Below are 15894 nucleotides of genomic sequence, written 5' to 3' on the forward strand. Positions count from 1 at the left end.
GCGGTTCGTAGCCTCTTGCGTGAGGAAGTGAACCGCCCGTTAGAACGGGTTATATAAATAGAAGGAGGCGTTATAATGGAAGCAAATATTAATACGCAAGATGTGGGTGCGAAGAAGCCATCATTATTAGGAATGATTACTTCTCCAGGTGAGCAATTTGAGAGAATGAAGACGAAAAGTCCGGTTTGGGGGGCATTTTTCTTATTTGTTATATTAGGAACGATTATAGCAACAGCAGTGTCTTACTTAACATTAATTAGTACTCCAGAATTGGCAAAAGAATTAAATGGTGAAGCAGGGGCAATGGTAAAAGGATTTACCCTTGGTGGAGGCGCACTTGTTGGTCTATTAGGAACACCTATAGGTCTCTTTATTGCGGCAGGTTTTTATAAAATTATTATGATGTTTATGAGCAATGATACACCGTACATGAAAATATTGTCGATTTACTTATATGCTAATCTGGTTTATTATATCGGCGGATTGTTAAATGCAGGATTAGGCTTTATTTTTGATGGAAATGGCACTGATGTTTATACAAGTTTAGCTCCTTTATTTGAACAAGGGACAGTAGCACATGGAATTGCCTCTTCAATTGAAATTTTTAATATTTGGAGCCTCATTCTAACAGGACTAGGCTTACATATTGTAGCTGGTTTAAGTAAGAAACAAGCTACGATTTTAATTGTAATCTTCTTTATCCTAACAATTGCATTAGGCGTTGTAAGAGGTTTAGTAAGCGGCTTTGGTGCATAACATATTATTTAAAAAAGGTGACTCTTCAAAGGAGTCACCTTTTTTATTTTTACCCTTACTTCAAATACCACCAACAAAATTTCAAATACTATCTAGTGTAATTTCAAATTCCATCGGTAGTATTTGAAATTACTCACAGTGAAATCTTTCCCTTATTTTTATATTGTGAAGGTACCGCGGAATAATAGAAAGGTATACCTTTTAGAAACGGGTACTGTGTGAAGCCAGCGACTTTTAAAGAGGCAGTTGTTTTGTATGAAGGGATGATTGTAAATCAAATAAAGAAATTAGGTATTCGTAAAGATTATGAAGAGTATTATCAATGTGGTTTAATTGGCCTTTGGCATGCGTATGAAAGGTTTGATGCAGAGAAAGGGAGTTTTCCTGCATATGCAGTTGTAACAGTACGTGGCTATATATTAGAGAGGTTGAAGAAAGAGTTCACAGTGCAAGAAAGGTGTGTATGTGTAGGAGAGTATGAGGATATCTTTCATTTTGAAGATGTTGAAATGAAAGTGAAGGATTTTATGAGCGTGCTAGATGAGAAGGAGAAGTATATTATTTTTGAACGCTTTTTTGTAGGAAAGACGATGGGGGAAATCGCTTTAGAGACGGAAATGACATATTATCAAGTAAGATGGATGTATCGGCAAGCACTCGAGAAAATGCGAGATAGTGTAAGGGGATAAATATTAATATAAGAATGGAAGGCAAGAGATGTTGCTTTCCATTCTACTTGTTAGTTTAATGTAGTAAATGCAACAAGGGGTTTTTAAATTGTAGTGAATCTTGCATGTTCATACGAGATAGTATGTATCCAGCTTTTAATAATTGTTGCTGCAATTTATGGGGACTAATAGATATTGTTGTAGTAGTGCCATTTGAAAAATGTATTTTAGCCTCTTTAATCTTTTGGCAAAACTCTATATCATGTATGTGGTTATAAAATAGCCATATACAGTTTGGAGATGAAGGAGATTCTGTTGGAAAAGTACAAATGTATTCCCGATGATTAATTGGAATTGGGACGTTTTGTTTGAATCTAAAATTTGTTTGGACTGCATTACGCCTGCCTTGATAAGTAGAATGAATCTGGGTTAAGCAAGATTTCTTGATGAGTTGTAGTGCGGTTTGGCAGGAACAAAGATCATTTCCGCTACTGTCAATAATTTTTGTACGGTAATAAGGGTGATTGTATGGAACAAGCATCATAGTAGAACTAGAAATAATAATGTTATTTTCATCATTCATGATTTTAAGTCCTCCCTTATAAAATTTATATTTCGAATATAATTATATACGGAATAAGTAAATTAATTGTTAATATTTTGTTTTGTATTGTAAATCTTGGCTATTCGTTTACAATCAATAGGTGATAGTCTTTCTAATTTGCATCGCTTGTACATATATATGAAAATAGAAAAGAGTAGGCGGTGATATAGTATGAAGAAAAAGTATATTATTATGGCTTTAGTTGTCATTCTCTTAGTATATTTAGCAAACAGCAATCCGAGTAAAGGCGAATATACAGAATGGGCAGCGAAGCAGTTTATGAAGCGTAATGATGTGAGTAAGAAGCTAGATGAAGTTCAAAAAGAGAATGAAGAGGGTCTCCTTGGCGACTTGGCATCGGCCGGTAAAAAGTTAGCGAAAAAGTATGTTGAGCCACAAGTTGGATTATTAATTGATCATTATACGAAGCGAAATGATTATATATTCTTCTCAACATATACGACTGAGTTTGATATAGGTGAAGAACATTATAAGTACGTATGCGTCGGTTTTTCAAAGATTTTTATTCCGATTGAAATGCCGAAGAAAAAAGACGAATCTGCAAAATGATGCAGATTCGTCTTTTTCATTTTATAGAGTAATTGGAATTTCAGATACATTTTTTTCTACAAGGCGAGCTCCCTTTTTTCTTGTATTTTCATCAATGGATGAAAATACAGATGAGGCAAGGATTGTATCCATTACTTGATTTACGACTTGTGCATCAATTGGTGTGATGGGCGTATCGATAGAAAAAACGACTGTTTTTCCATCTTCTTTCGCGAAAATCAACTCTAGTACTTGCATGTGTTATTCCCTCCTTTGTATTTATCAAGCTATTTACGGGATTCGGGTCTGCCGGTTAAATTGCGGGCTAATAATCAGTGGGGATGAATAAAATCCCCACTGATCTGAGTTTTACTTTATAGTTTAGAAAGATCTGATGTGCTTACAAGTTGTACAGCGTGAAGTGGTGATGCCTGTAAGGAAGCAAGAGCATGAGCTGCGTTGTGTACTTGATCTAAGCTCGCATTTGTTTTAACACGTTTAAATTGTTTGCTCTTGAAAACTGTTTTGCCATTCTTATCTAATCCGTTGTTTAAGACAAGACGTAAAGTTAAATCCATTACGATTGTTTCAATTGCCATGTGTATCACCTCCTTTCACTTTATAAATAGGGTACAAATGTCATGTTTTGGCGTGAAATTTTTTCTTTTTTTTGGTACCCTTAAAAGATTAAGAGAGGAGAATTCTGGATAATGAATCGTAAATGGTTATTTTGGATTCCTGTATTACTATGGATGGGGCTGATTTTCTATTCTTCGGCACAACCATATAAAAAGCAGGATATGCGTTCAGATATTGAACAATATGTAAATGTTGAATTTGTGAAAGAGCATTTTTCATGGGTATCTATCGATTATGGTGGAGGAACCCCTGTTAGTATTGCGAATAAAGGTGTAGGCGGATTTATTGAGTTTTTCCTTCGTAAAGGTGCTCATTTTACGGTGTTCTTTATGCTAGGTTCATTGATTTATTACGCTTTTCATCGATCAGGTCATTCGAGGAAAAGATGTTTTATATATGCCCTTCTTTTCGTTGCGGGTTATGCAACATTTGATGAAATTCACCAATGGTATACGGGAGACCGTACACCAATGTGGCAAGATTCATTGCTTGATACGTGCGGCGGGTTAACGGGAATTATAATAAGTAATTGGTTTTGGAATAGAAAAAAGCGCTAATCTTATTTTGAGATTAGCGCTTTTTTGCGGGTAGTAAAACTCCCCGTAACTGGCCTGATTAAAGTTTCACTTTATACACCAAGTAATTCTTTTAGTTCGTCTGTTGATAGTTCAGTCATCCAGCTATCGCTTGTGATGACCGCATTGTTTAGAGATTGTTTTCTTTCTAGCATTTCATCAATTTTTTCTTCTAATGTTCCTGTTGTAATGAGTTTGTGAACATGAACAAATCGTTTTTGACCGATACGATATGCGCGGTCTGTTGCTTGATTTTCCACAGCTGGATTCCACCAACGATCGTAGTGAATGACATGGTTGGCAGCGGTTAAGTTTAGTCCTGTTCCGCCAGCTTTTAAGGATAAGATGAAAATGTCATACGTTCCATTTTGGAACTCCTCAATCATCTTGTCGCGATCTTTTTTTGGTACACTACCGTTTAAGAAGAGGACACGCTGGCCGAATTTTTCTTCTAGCACACGTTTTAGCATGTTCCCCATACCGATGTATTGAGTGAAGATGAGGCAACTTTCATTTTGATCTTTTATATTTTCGATGAGCTCCATTAACGTTTTTGTTTTCATAGAGCGTTCAACGACATTTTGTGGCTCTTCTTCTTTTAAATAAAGAGCTGGATGATTACAAATTTGTTTTAGCTTGTTCAACATAAGTAATATAAAGCCGCGTCTTTCAATTCCGCTTAATCCTTCTACATTTTGCAGTGTATCTTGAACAAGTTGTTCATATAAGGAAGCTTGTTCACCAGTAAGAGGACAGTAAGCTTTTTGTTCTTGTTTATCTGGTAAATTTAATGCGACTGTTTGATCTTTCTTCGTTCGGCGCAGTAAAAATGGTGAGATAAACCGTTGAACTTGCTGGATTTTTCCTTCATCACGATCTTTTTCAATCGGTGTGACGAAGCGGCGTTGGAATTGTCCTAAGCTTCCGAGATATCCATGATTAATAAAGTCGAAAATGGACCAAAGTTCAGCGAGGCGATTTTCCATTGGTGTACCAGTTAAAGCGATTTTGTGATTTGCCTGCAAGTTTCGTACTGCTTTCGACTGTTTCGTATGTGGGTTCTTAATATTTTGTGCTTCATCCAAAATAACAGCATCCCAGCATAATGAAGTCAGTTCTTCCTCATCGAGTTGAGCCAATGCATAAGATGTTAATACAACATCTGCTGATTGAAGGAAATCTTCAAATGAATTGCCCTTCTCTCTATTACTTCCGTAATGTAATTGGACACGTAAATTCGGTGCGAAACGCTCAAATTCTTTTTGCCAATTTCCAAGAACAGATGTCGGCGCTACGATTAATGCAGGGCCTGTTTTGAGATTGTTTTCTTTTATATATAGTAAGTAAGAGATTGTTTGAATACTTTTCCCGAGTCCCATATCGTCAGCTAGCAATGCTCCAAATCCAAGCTTTCGTAAATATAATAACCATTCAATACCATGTTGTTGATACGGACGAAGTGTTGCGTTTAGTGAAGTAGGGACATCTACCTTTGGAATATCTCCAATATGAAGCAGCTTTTGGAATAGTTCCTCATAATATCCATCTAGTTCGATTTCAATATCAGTAAACGGACTATCATCTTCTATAATTTCTGTTTCAGCCGTATTTGATAAATGTTGCTGCAGGACATCTTTCATCTCTAGTCCGTATTTATCGGCACGGTTCATGAGTTTCCTTACTTCTTCGATAAAGGCTGGATCTAGTCGCATCCATTGACCATTTATATTAAATAGGCGTTTGTTTTGTTCAACGAGCTCGAAAAATTCGCTTTCTGATAAATCAATGCCGTTCGTCGAAATGCGCCAGTCAAAATTAACGAGCGTATTCATACCGAAGAACGATTGTGTTTGTGCTGTATTTTGCTTCAACTGGACACGTAATTTCGGTTTTGTTGCTTTTAAATTTTGCCACCATGATGGTAGTAAAATTGTAATGCCGGCTGCAAGTAATTCGTTGCTTGCATCTGTTAAGAAGTTCCAAGCTTCTGTTTCAAAGAGCTCATTTCGGAATGTATCTCCTTCTTTTAACCACGGTATGAGCTTACTAAAACCTTCTTGTGTTTCTGTAATCCGTTCTTCGTAATCGTGCCATCTTTTCGGTAAGGAATCGATGTTTTCATATACATATATGCGATGAGCCCCGCGCTTTGGTGTCACAATTGTTTCAAGCTTCCACATTTCAAATTCTTCTTGTGGTTCTTGTAGTCTTAGTCCGATTGTAAACGGAAGATCATCTTCAATATAACCGATTTTTCGAAGCCAATCTTCTTCATGTAGTGCTGTTTCCAATTGTCTTTTCGTAAAGTCGTAATGTTCATATAGCCTTTTAGCATCTTCCCAGCCGTCATTTGAGCGATTATCTTGTAATATGCTTTCATTAACTGCTGCTGAGAAAAGAGATGCTAATGTGTCATCTTCAATTGGTGTATTTTGAACTTTCCAAGATGGCTGTTTAGGCCAATGATTCATATCTGGTACGAAGCTACCACTCGTAAAGGCGTCCCATAATTCATTTGCATCTTTCGTAAGTGCTGTAATAGGTCCGTTTATTTGTATATGTGCAAAGGAATTCATCGGTTTGTTTGCAATGTATTCAAAGGCTTGTGCATTTGTTAGGAGCACACCTTGTTTCCCTTCGAAGGTTGCTTCTTTTAGAGAAGTACCGTAGAAAGAAGTGGAGTGCCATGTGAATGCATTTCGTTTCCAACTTGTTACGGATAATGGAGTACCGCTGTCATCTTCTCCCCAAAGGAACCAACCTTGACTAACATGCTGGAGCCTAATTGTTACTTCAGTTTGATTGATCATCGATTAATTTTCCTTTCCGTAATTCCTCTTGTAGTGCACGCAGACGTGAATGGAGATTGGCGATGTGAATAATGAAAGCATCCCATTCATCGGTGCGTTTTAATCGTTTATACAATGTACGTAATTTCTTTAAGTAACGAACTGCGCGTTTATATGATTTACGATTTCGTTCTTCAATCGCCTCTACAGCAGCAAGATGGTAAAGAGGAAGTGCCACTTCTGGCGCTTCTTTTTCAATATCTTTCAGTGGCTCTTTCAACAGCTCAATTGCTTCAAATCCATATAGGAGATGAAGCTCTGCCCATGTACGATACTGTTTTTTCGCGAGTACGTACTGTTCATAGTTTGTGAAACTATACGGTAATAGTTCTTGTAAGATCATTTCGAAACCAGCTTGTTCATTTGTATGTGTTGCATATGTTTCATACATGATTACAAATAGCCGAACGACATCTTTTATGAAAATCGTATTTTCGTGATCTTGGATCGTTTTCTTTACTTGTTTATACGTAAAGGAAAGCCAGTTTTTTGCACGATCCCAATGCATGGCACTTAATAGTTCTTCTAACCAATAGAAGTATAGACTCACAACAGAAGCAGGCTGTTTTTTTAGTAAGTCCATCGCTAGTAGATCTTCGTCATTTAAAAAGAGAAGATGAGAAGACGCTAACGCTTTAGATAGTGGATTGATTTTCGTATCGATTCGTTTTTCTTCTTCTTGTATTTTCTCTTTATTGTTTAAAAGTTCACTCCATATGTGACGATAAATGAAAAATCGCTCTTGCGTATAAGCGTCGGTAGAGAAGAATACTTCATGAACGAGACGAGCTGTTTCTTGTAAAATTATTTCAGACTCTGAAGGAATCGCTTCTGATTGTAAGTCCCGAACGATGGATTCCACTTTGTCTACAAATAGGCGAATGACATTAACAGGTTGGTGATAAGAATATGTTTTGTTTGCTTCGAATGCCTGAATTTCTTCTAATAATTTTTGAAAGCAGTAAAGTGCTGCGTGTAACCTGAATAATTCATGTATCGCAATGACACGCGGAGCTTTCCGCTCAAGTTTCGTATAGAAATCTGTAAAGATACTCATAAGAAAATACATTTGTTTATAAGTAAGCCGAGCTTGTTCTTTTTTAAAGGAATCATATTCTTTTTCAAAATATGATTCCCAACTTTTATAGTCAGTTTCTTCAAAAGCTGATGATTGTAATACTTGTCTTGCAGTTCGAATAGGGGGAAGGGAAGGTTTCGTATTATTTTTAAATAAAGTTAATACATCTCCTACTTGCCCAAAACTAGACGCTGCAGATAGTAATACAGCGAGCATATGCTCACATTGTGTTGGTGCGAAGCAATCACAATAGCTTTCAGCGACGTTACGAATCGGAATATGAACGCTATATACGTTGCCTTCCGCATCTACAGTTCCTGATAGTGTATAACCATCAAAGTCAACGTTATAGACAACACCACTACGATATAGGTGCCGAGCTGTAGCGACATGTTCCTGATCAGCTGTTTGCTGTGGATCTAGTCCTTGAACGAACTCATTCGCAATCATCATAATTTCATCTTTCGTAATTGAGTGTTGCAGCATAATATTCCTCCGTACACATATTTCTTTCCTTTACCATTATAAACAAAAAATGCTCAAAACAGAAAAAATGAAATTTGGATTACATAACTTGAAAATCATGGTAATATATAAAATGTTAATTTCGTATATTACTATATATTTATAGGAGGGGAAGTTGTGTCAGATTTACAAGCGAAGTTTGGGAATGGTATGAACAAGTTGCAAGAGGGAATTGAGCAAGGAAAGATGAAGTTGCAAGTTGCACAAGAGGTTGCACAACTAAAGAAAATTACGCAGGAGAAGTTACAAGCGAAAACTGAAATTTTGTTGGAGCTTGGTCAAACTACATATATGCAACTGCGCAATGATGAAGTTCGAATAGAGGTATTGAAAGGAATTGTAGAACCGGTACAAGAGCTTGATATTGCTATTTATAACATACGTAAGCAAATTGCTAATTTGCAGAATCAAGGTCAGAAAGGGCAGTGTAGCTGTGGTGGCTCATTATCATTAAATGATAAATTTTGTGGACAGTGCGGGAAAGAAAATGAGTTACTCCTTCAAACAAACAATGTTGAAAATGAATCATGTTCTTCGTGTAGTGAACAAATCGCAACAGAAGCTATATTCTGTCCAGTTTGTGGTATGAAGCAAAGTAAGGAGTGAGGAACATGTATTGTAAAACTTGTGGTTTAGAACAGTCTGATGTATCAAATTATTGTACGCATGATGGGTCTAGTACAGGTGGTGTAGCGAGTCATATTATATTAGCGCCTAAAGACTCAAAATATTGCCGAACTTGTGGAGTGGAAAGTAAAGAAACTGCTACATATTGTGAGAAATGCGGCGATTCCTTACTAGTAGGTATTACGAAAAAAGAAATGAAAACGAAATTACCAGACCAGGGTGTACAACTAAATGTGGGTTCATCTGGAATTGCTTTGAAAAAAGGCTTACTTGGTGGTGGTCTGGCAATTATATGCATGTTTTTGGCTGGCTGGATTAGTAGTTTAATTATCGATGCAGCGATGAATGATTTAATGAGAACGATGGTTACAAATACGAACGGTATGCTGGATATGACTACCATTAATCAATCTTTCATTGGCATAGCGCCATTAATTTTAATGTATCATTTAGCGGGTCTTGAAGTCAGTGGAAGTGGTACATACATAATGTCATTTATTCTTCATGTCCCATTGTTCATTTTATTAACTATTCCAGCACTTATATTAGGTGGAATTGGCTTTTTTGTAGAGAAAAAAACCCCGTCTATTGTTTGGCGTGAGAAGCTAGTAACAGCATGTATTATCGGTATTGTATATGGAATTTTCTTATGTATTATAAGTTTTGTAGCAAGTTCTTCTACGACGATTTCTCAATTCTATGAAACAATGACAATTAATGTTAGTTATTCTCATATTATTAGTTTGTTGTACGGTATTATATTTGGTTTATTATTTAGCTTTATTGGCATGAGTATTGCAGCGGGACCACATCGTATGCTTTCCGCAATTAGTCAAAGTGTTCCATATGCAGCATCTATTTATTATAGTGTAGTGACTGTTTTAAAAGGATTAATCATTACATTTGGTATTATACTTATTACGATTTTATTTAGTAGTTCAAAATCAATGGGACCAATTGATTTCCCTGAGAAAACATATAAAGCATTAATTTCATTAGAAGCAACACCGTATATGTGGAATATGGCTCACTTTGCTCCAACTGCAATTGAATGGGCGAACATGGAGAAAGAAATACAGAACTATCCAGGAGGAAAAGGGCCGTTACATTTATCATATACATCAGGCATATCATTAAATGGTACGTCTTTAAAAGATGTGGCAATTGCTAATGGTGCTTCTGCTAAAGAAATTAAATATATGGATGAGTTCAATTCCTACATGCATTGGTGGGGTTTATTAATTTTAATACCATGTATCTTACTATTTAGAGCTGGAATGAAATTAGCTCAATATCCAATTAAAAATATATATGTAACGATTGCGATGTTTAGTGCGGTTTATACTGTGATGATGCTTTGTGTAAATGGATTAGCAAAAATCCAAATCGAAGCTTCAGGTAGTAAGGAAATTATGAAGGAATTTACGGGGATTTCTGGTCCGCTATTATCGATTCAAAGTAGCACGATGTATTTAATAGTAGGTAGCTTTATTCTTTCTTACGTATTAGTGTTTGCTGGGATGAAGTTGGTAAAAAAATAAGGGGGAGAATCGCTTGAAGTTTTGTGGAATATGTAATGAAAAAGTTGCAGACCATTTAAATTTTTGTCCAGAGTGTGGAAGTAAGATAGAAGAAATAGCTGATCAAACAGCTTCTTCTCGTTCAGAAATACAACGGGAAACAAAGCCTGTGAAAAGTAAGAAGAACATATTTTTACTGCTAGGTTTTCTTGTTATTTTTGCTATATTGTTCGGAGCATATAAATTTGGTGCAAGCAAGTTTTCAAAGGAAAAACAAGTAAACGTTATGATTGAGGCGTTTCAAAAGAAAGATGCGAATGCAATTGATGAGTTTGTAAAGGTAGATGATCCGAGCTTAAAGATTAAGGCAGAGGATATTAAGGCATATATCCGTTATTTAAAAGACAACCCTTCATATAATAAAGAGCTGCTGTCTTATTTACAAAGAGAGACAGTGGATCAAAAACTAGCAAGTGATAAAGCATCGTTTAAAGATGGACAAATTATAGAAGACGGAAAAGAATGGTTTTTATATCCGAAGTATAAATTTAGCATGAAATCGTATTATATGAATGTAAGTACAACTGCGAAGAATGCAGAAATATATGTGAATGATAAGAAAGAAGTAGAATTGTCTAATGACAAAACTTCAAAAGAAATTGGTCCATATTTTCCGGGTTCTTACGTTGTAAAGGCAAAAGCAAAGTCAGAGTTAACTGAGTTAGAAACAGAAAAAGAAGTAGATTTAGCAGATGAAAAAAGTGCGAAGGTAGATGTAAATTTATCATTAGAAGGCAATTATGTAACAATTTCCTCTGATGAAAATGATGCAAATGTAGTTGTGAATGGTAAGAAGCGTGGGAAGTTAAGCCGCGGAAGTTATAAACTTGGTCCTGTACCAACAGATGAAACGGTAGAAGTGCATTTAGAGAAAAATGCTGAGTTTGGCTTAATTAAATCAGAAAGCGTTAAAGTTGGAGACCAAAGCACCTATTACTTAAAATTCCCGAAAGAAACATCAAGTTCAGCAGTGGGCGAATTTGTAAAAAATCATATTTATGATAACGTACGTGCAATTTCATTAAATGATTTTAGTTTAATTGAAAATAATTATGATAAGAGCGGGAAATCGTATAAGGAAGACCGTGATTATATACAGTATTTACACAAAAAAGGAATTACAGAAGACTTATTAACGATGGAAGTTCGTAATGTAGAGCGTCAAAGTGATACGAAATATAAAGTAACGACATATGAAGAGTATCATATTCGTTACGGTGATGGATCTGTGAAGTTCAAAAGTTTTAACAACGAACATATTGTAACTGTGAATGGAAATGGAAAGATGTTGTATCATTCTCTTGGTGCAAATAATACGTTGAAATCAGAAGATGTATCTGGTCCAACTCGTTAATATGAGAGAGGCTGTTCAATATTTGAACAGCCTCTTTTTGTAGCTAAATCGATATTTCGTGTCAAACCGTTGATATATCGTAAGTTATGATAGATATAATTGAAAAATCGTTGATATCTTGCGATTTATGATAGATATATTCGGAAAATCGTTGATATCTTTTTTTACAATTATGAGTGCGTTTCCTTTAATATCGCTTGTACATATGGATCATGTAATATTTGCTCTATAATTGGTAACATGTTTTGTTCAAATGGAATGTCGATAGGAAATGGCTTTTGAGAGCCTGGTTTTATTCCATATTGCACAATTTTGTAATGTGTATTTTTTTCTGACTTGAGCACAATTAGCTTATAGCGATTATCATCGCCAGCGAGTGAGAAATCAATAGAAGTAGCGTTATATGTTACTTCATCTTTATATATGTACGGTTTTGGCGTACCAATCCAGTCTACTTTTGCTTGTACATTCATGGGCATAGCCTCCTTATATGTATTATAAATAAATAAAAGCCAGCTCTCAATAAAGAGAACCGGCTTGTAATTTAGCAGTCATTGGTTATTTTAAAATTTTCACTTTAACAGTTTTGCGTCCCCATTTTTGAGCAGCGCTATCTGATCCAAGTAAGATATCGATACGGTTACCTTTAATTGCACCACCAGTATCTCCAGCGATAGCTTCTCCGTAACCTTCTACCCATACTTTAGATCCTAATGGGATTACTTTCGGGTCAACAGCAATCATTTTCATGTTTGGATTCGCAGTTAAATCATGACCCATTGCAGTTAATACACGGCCGCCATATGTGCCACCGTTTTCGCTCGGATGAGCTGTATATGCTGTAGCTACAACTGTTAACTCACGACCACCAGATGGTTCGCTAGTTTCAGCAGCTTTCACAGCAGGCTTAGCAGCTGGTTTTGCTTGTGCTGCAGGTGTTTGAGCCTTAGCTGGTGCTTCAACTTTAGCTTTAGCAGGAGCAGTTGTTTCTTGTTTCTCAATTACAGGTGCTGTACCTGTTAAGAAAGGAACATGAACATAAGCTGTTTTCCCGTTATATTCAAATTGTAACCACTCATTTTGTACTTGGCTCGTTGTTTCGATTACATCGTCTTTCTTCAACTTTCCAAGAATTTCTGAGTTTGTGTTCGCTTCAGCACGTACGTTTAATACGTTAGCTGTTACGTAGTAGATGCTTTTTGTGAACTCTGCACTTACGAATGCGTCTTTACCGTCTAAAGTAACTTTTGACCATCCGTTCTCTGTATTTTGAACATCTATTTTATTACCGTTTAGTAATTTACCGACAACTTTTGATTCAGTAGTAGGGTTTTCGCGTACGTTTAGTACGTCTGTTGTTACAACAGTTTCTGCATTAGCAGATGATGTGAAAATCCCAAGACCAAAAACTGCTGCTGTTGCTATTCCAATTAATTTTTTCATGATAGCCTCCATTGCGTTTGTTTTCGTGTCCTCATTATAGCAACAGATTTTTTCGGATTTGGGGAAAACACACAATTACAAACCATTCGTAATCAGTCGTTAACATCCTGTAATATAACAAAAAATATAGGAAAGCGTTTTTCATTCTATATGACTCATAGGTTGCTGGTTATATTCAAAATATTTAATACAACATATTTTTTTCGACGTAAATAAAAATATTACAGGAATGTTACATGATGTTTACTAAACGATTACATTCCTTGAGTATTTTACCGTTTTATGGGTAATATAGTTATATAAACATAAACATTTTGTTTGTGAAGCTATAAACACGTGCTATATACTAGCAAAAAAACCGCATAATTGTTACAAAACGAAAGGGTTGCAAGGAAGAAATTCGCCCTTTTTTACATATGTAACACATCCTTTTTTAGGAAAATACATTCCTATCCGCGTTTTTCTCACACAATTTGACAGCAGTATTTCTAACTTGTAGCTCTTGCAGAGTGAAAAGGTTATACGAAAGGTAAGGCTGTCTATAAGAATTCGAATTGGTGAAGGTGAAAGTAAGAAAATCACCGCAAAATTATAGTTTTCTATCCGATTTTACATATCGGAATTTATGTTATTTACAAAAGCGAAACCTACGAAGGGGGATTTGATGAGGAAACTGACAAAAACATTCATCGTTTCATTAACATTATGTATTGCATTTACAATTTGGGGGATTATTCCCGAATCTATTATTGGAAAAGGTAGCTTAGGAAATGTAACAACTGCAATTCAAACTGCATTAGTTAGTAAGTTTGGGTGGTTTTATATTATTTCCGTTTCTATTATTTTAGGTGTGTCTATCTTTTTAATTGTTTCGAAATACGGTTCTATTCGTTTAGGTAAAGATGATGACGAACCTGATTATAGTTATATGACATGGTTTGCTATGCTATTTAGTGCCGGTATGGGTATCGGCTTAGTTTTCTGGGGCGTTGCTGAACCATTAAACCATTTGTACGCACCTCCGTTTGGAGAAGGTGCAACTGAGGAAAGTGCGCGCCTTGCATTGCGTTTTTCATTTTTCCATTGGGGATTACATCCTTGGGGACTATATGCATTTGTAGCGTTATGTATTGCTTATTTTACCTTTAGAAAAGGAAAAGCAAGTACGATTAGTGCGACGGTAGGTCCGTTATTTAAGGGCGGGGAACACGGGCGTATTGCTCATTCATTTGATGTGTTAGCTGTTTTCGCAACTGTGTTTGGTGTTGCAACTTCATTAGGTCTCGGTGCAAAACAAATTGCAGGTGGTGTTAGCTATTTAACATCTATTCCGAATTCATTAACGACACAGTTAGTTATTATTGCAATCGTAACAGTTCTTTTCATGTTATCTGCACAAACAGGTCTTGATAAAGGAATTAAATATTTAAGTAATACGAACATTATTTTTGCATTTGCACTTATGATCATTGTATTATTTGCAGGTCCAACAAACTTTATTATGAATTACTTCACTTCAACAATAGGTTCTTATATTCAGGAATTGCCAAGTATGAGTTTCCGTTTAAGTCCATTGGATGAAGGCGGAAATCAATGGATTCAGTCATGGACAATTTTCTATTGGGCATGGTGGATTGCATGGTCACCGTTCGTAGGTACGTTTATTGCTCGTGTTTCACGAGGTCGTACAATTCGTGAGTTTGTTATCGGTGTGTTACTTGTACCGACCGTAATCGGTGCGCTTTGGTTCTCCGTTTTCGGCGGGACTGGTATTCACATGGAGCTGTTTGGTGATGCACATATCTTTGAAAAAATTAAAGAGATGGGAACAGAAGTAGGATTGTTTGCTATGTTCGATCAGATGGGAAGCTTTGGATCAGCTTTATCTGTTTTAGCGATTCTTCTTATTTCTACATTCTTTATTACATCGGCAGACTCTGCAACATTTGTTTTAGGAATGTTAACGACACATGGTAGTTTAAACCCACCAAATCGTATTAAAATGATTTGGGGTATCGTTCTAGCCGCGATAGCTTCTACCTTATTATATATTGGCGGATTAGAAGCCTTACAAACGGCAGCTATCATTGCAGCATTCCCATTCGTCTTTGTTATTTTCTTTATGATGGCAGCATTATTTAAAGAGTTACAAAAAGAAGGACGTATGAAGCGTCATTAATAATAGAAGGAAAAGAGCTGATTTTATATCAGCTCTTTTTTTATCCCTCTATTTGTTGGCTGATTAAAGTTTCACTTTATATAGAAGGAATTTGAAATGCGGGTAAGGGAAATAAAATACTTTACTATATAAGTAGTATGCCTTTTATACGAAGAAAAAACGATGGGTTTCGACAATATTCGATATCTTACGAATTCTATTCGTATTTTTGTCAAAAATATGTCGGAAATGTGTTGTCACTTTTATGTATATGTGCTATATTATTTCCTGTAAGCGATTTCAAATAGTTTTAAAGCGCATTCAAGGGGGACATCTAGAATAATGAAACGTTACGAAAGAAAGTGGAAGCATATTTGTTTGAAACGTGTGGCACATCGTAGTGTCCAAGAAAGCACGGAACCTAAGACTGAAACGCGCAAAGAACAGCAAGAGAAGCAATTGGTTCTACAAAAATAGCAATCACTTTTT

At 35.9% G+C, this 15894-nt stretch carries 15 protein-coding genes; 8 read left to right on the forward strand and 7 right to left on the reverse strand.

Features of this window, described 5'->3' with window-relative positions; translation table 11 throughout:
• The first annotated feature begins 75 nt into the window (after nucleotides 1–75).
• Both N2V92_RS08715 and N2V92_RS08720 read left to right on the forward strand, forming a co-directional pair.
• Complete coding sequence (locus tag N2V92_RS08715; protein ID WP_016078178.1) at nucleotides 76–756, forward strand: Yip1 family protein; 681 nt, start codon at nucleotides 76–78, stop codon at nucleotides 754–756.
• A 218-nt stretch (nucleotides 757–974) separates the two neighbouring features.
• Nucleotides 975–1445 carry a sigma-70 family RNA polymerase sigma factor gene (locus N2V92_RS08720; protein ID WP_033669089.1) on the forward strand — a complete coding sequence of 157 codons (471 nt, stop codon included), beginning with the start codon at nucleotides 975–977 and terminating at the stop codon, nucleotides 1443–1445.
• Nucleotides 1446–1500: 55 nt separating this feature from the next.
• On the opposite strand, the gene N2V92_RS08725 is transcribed toward N2V92_RS08720, so the two are convergent.
• Nucleotides 1501–2007 (reverse strand): competence protein ComK, encoded by a 507-nt coding sequence (locus N2V92_RS08725; RefSeq protein WP_000997457.1) that lies wholly within the window; start codon nucleotides 2005–2007, stop codon nucleotides 1501–1503.
• A 192-nt stretch (nucleotides 2008–2199) separates the two neighbouring features.
• Between N2V92_RS08725 and N2V92_RS08730 the strand changes: the two genes are divergently transcribed.
• Nucleotides 2200–2598, forward strand: a complete 399-nt coding sequence (locus tag N2V92_RS08730; protein WP_000731400.1) for a DUF4359 domain-containing protein — start codon at nucleotides 2200–2202, stop codon at nucleotides 2596–2598.
• Nucleotides 2599–2619: 21 nt separating this feature from the next.
• Here the strand turns inward: N2V92_RS08730 and N2V92_RS08735 are convergent, their stop codons facing one another.
• Both N2V92_RS08735 and N2V92_RS08740 read right to left on the reverse strand, forming a co-directional pair.
• Entirely contained in the window at nucleotides 2620–2835 is a 216-nt protein-coding gene (locus tag N2V92_RS08735) for a DUF2922 domain-containing protein (protein WP_001197592.1), read from the reverse strand.
• A 116-nt stretch (nucleotides 2836–2951) separates the two neighbouring features.
• A complete protein-coding gene (locus tag N2V92_RS08740; RefSeq protein WP_042596726.1) occupies nucleotides 2952–3176 on the reverse strand; it encodes a DUF1659 domain-containing protein in 225 nt (74 codons plus the stop codon).
• Nucleotides 3177–3287: 111 nt separating this feature from the next.
• Between N2V92_RS08740 and N2V92_RS08745 the strand changes: the two genes are divergently transcribed.
• Nucleotides 3288–3773, forward strand: coding sequence for a VanZ family protein (locus N2V92_RS08745; RefSeq protein ID WP_042596724.1), 486 nt, complete (start codon nucleotides 3288–3290; stop codon nucleotides 3771–3773).
• Between the two features lie 71 nt (nucleotides 3774–3844).
• Here N2V92_RS08745 and N2V92_RS08750 read toward each other — a convergent pair whose 3' ends face one another.
• Both N2V92_RS08750 and N2V92_RS08755 read right to left on the reverse strand, forming a co-directional pair.
• Nucleotides 3845–6601 (reverse strand): DEAD/DEAH box helicase, encoded by a 2757-nt coding sequence (locus N2V92_RS08750; RefSeq protein ID WP_042596722.1) that lies wholly within the window; start codon nucleotides 6599–6601, stop codon nucleotides 3845–3847.
• On the reverse strand, nucleotides 6585–8204 hold the full coding sequence (locus tag N2V92_RS08755) for an SWIM zinc finger family protein (protein WP_000939132.1): 1620 nt from the start codon (nucleotides 8202–8204) through the stop codon (nucleotides 6585–6587). Before N2V92_RS08755 ends, N2V92_RS08750 begins: the two co-directional genes overlap by 17 nt.
• 156 nt (nucleotides 8205–8360) lie before the next feature.
• Here N2V92_RS08755 and N2V92_RS08760 point away from each other — a divergent pair, with 156 nt between their 5' ends.
• Genes N2V92_RS08760 through N2V92_RS08770 form a run of 3 tightly spaced genes read left to right on the forward strand, consistent with a single transcriptional unit; the run spans nucleotide 8361 to nucleotide 11804 of the window.
• Nucleotides 8361–8849, forward strand: coding sequence for a zinc ribbon domain-containing protein (locus tag N2V92_RS08760; protein ID WP_044798197.1), 489 nt, complete (start codon nucleotides 8361–8363; stop codon nucleotides 8847–8849).
• 5 nt (nucleotides 8850–8854) lie between these two features.
• On the forward strand, nucleotides 8855–10411 hold the full coding sequence (locus N2V92_RS08765; RefSeq protein ID WP_042596721.1) for a zinc ribbon domain-containing protein: 1557 nt from the start codon (nucleotides 8855–8857) through the stop codon (nucleotides 10409–10411).
• Nucleotides 10412–10424: 13 nt separating this feature from the next.
• Nucleotides 10425–11804 (forward strand): zinc ribbon domain-containing protein, encoded by a 1380-nt coding sequence (locus tag N2V92_RS08770; RefSeq protein ID WP_000666859.1) that lies wholly within the window; start codon nucleotides 10425–10427, stop codon nucleotides 11802–11804.
• A 170-nt stretch (nucleotides 11805–11974) separates the two neighbouring features.
• On the opposite strand, the gene N2V92_RS08775 is transcribed toward N2V92_RS08770, so the two are convergent.
• Nucleotides 11975–12277, reverse strand: coding sequence for a DUF3910 family protein (locus tag N2V92_RS08775; RefSeq protein ID WP_001102538.1), 303 nt, complete (start codon nucleotides 12275–12277; stop codon nucleotides 11975–11977).
• An 85-nt stretch (nucleotides 12278–12362) separates the two neighbouring features.
• The gene (locus N2V92_RS08780) at nucleotides 12363–13247 is read right to left on the reverse strand and encodes a cell wall-binding protein EntA (protein ID WP_000733345.1); all 885 of its coding nucleotides are present in this window, start codon (nucleotides 13245–13247) and stop codon (nucleotides 12363–12365) included.
• Nucleotides 13248–13911: 664 nt separating this feature from the next.
• On the opposite strand from N2V92_RS08780, the gene opuD reads away from it, so the two are divergent.
• On the forward strand, nucleotides 13912–15426 hold the full coding sequence (gene opuD / locus N2V92_RS08785) for a glycine betaine transporter OpuD (RefSeq protein WP_001230116.1): 1515 nt from the start codon (nucleotides 13912–13914) through the stop codon (nucleotides 15424–15426).
• The last annotated feature ends 468 nt before the right edge of the window (nucleotides 15427–15894 follow it).

The sequence above is a fragment of the Bacillus sp. CH_48 genome (assembly GCF_038008465.1).
In the GTDB taxonomy this organism is placed as follows: domain Bacteria; phylum Bacillota; class Bacilli; order Bacillales; family Bacillaceae_G; genus Bacillus_A; species Bacillus_A thuringiensis_S.

Bases quoted from the DNA above. Each gene is read 5' to 3' on its own strand.
- N2V92_RS08735 (WP_001197592.1), bottom strand. From the start codon at position 2,835: ATGCAAGTACTAGAGTTGATTTTCGCGAAAGAAGATGGAAAAACAGTC.
- N2V92_RS08725 (WP_000997457.1), bottom strand. From the start codon at position 2,007: ATGAATGATGAAAATAACATTATTATTTCTAGTTCTACTATGATGCTT.
- N2V92_RS08765 (WP_042596721.1), top strand. From the start codon at position 8,855: ATGTATTGTAAAACTTGTGGTTTAGAACAGTCTGATGTATCAAATTAT.
- N2V92_RS08740 (WP_042596726.1), bottom strand. From the start codon at position 3,176: ATGGCAATTGAAACAATCGTAATGGATTTAACTTTACGTCTTGTCTTA.
- N2V92_RS08775 (WP_001102538.1), bottom strand. From the start codon at position 12,277: ATGAATGTACAAGCAAAAGTAGACTGGATTGGTACGCCAAAACCGTAC.
- N2V92_RS08780 (WP_000733345.1), bottom strand. From the start codon at position 13,247: ATGAAAAAATTAATTGGAATAGCAACAGCAGCAGTTTTTGGTCTTGGG.
- N2V92_RS08730 (WP_000731400.1), top strand. From the start codon at position 2,200: ATGAAGAAAAAGTATATTATTATGGCTTTAGTTGTCATTCTCTTAGTA.
- N2V92_RS08750 (WP_042596722.1), bottom strand. From the start codon at position 6,601: ATGATCAATCAAACTGAAGTAACAATTAGGCTCCAGCATGTTAGTCAA.
- opuD (WP_001230116.1), top strand. From the start codon at position 13,912: ATGAGGAAACTGACAAAAACATTCATCGTTTCATTAACATTATGTATT.
- N2V92_RS08755 (WP_000939132.1), bottom strand. From the start codon at position 8,204: ATGCTGCAACACTCAATTACGAAAGATGAAATTATGATGATTGCGAAT.
- N2V92_RS08745 (WP_042596724.1), top strand. From the start codon at position 3,288: ATGAATCGTAAATGGTTATTTTGGATTCCTGTATTACTATGGATGGGG.
- N2V92_RS08715 (WP_016078178.1), top strand. From the start codon at position 76: ATGGAAGCAAATATTAATACGCAAGATGTGGGTGCGAAGAAGCCATCA.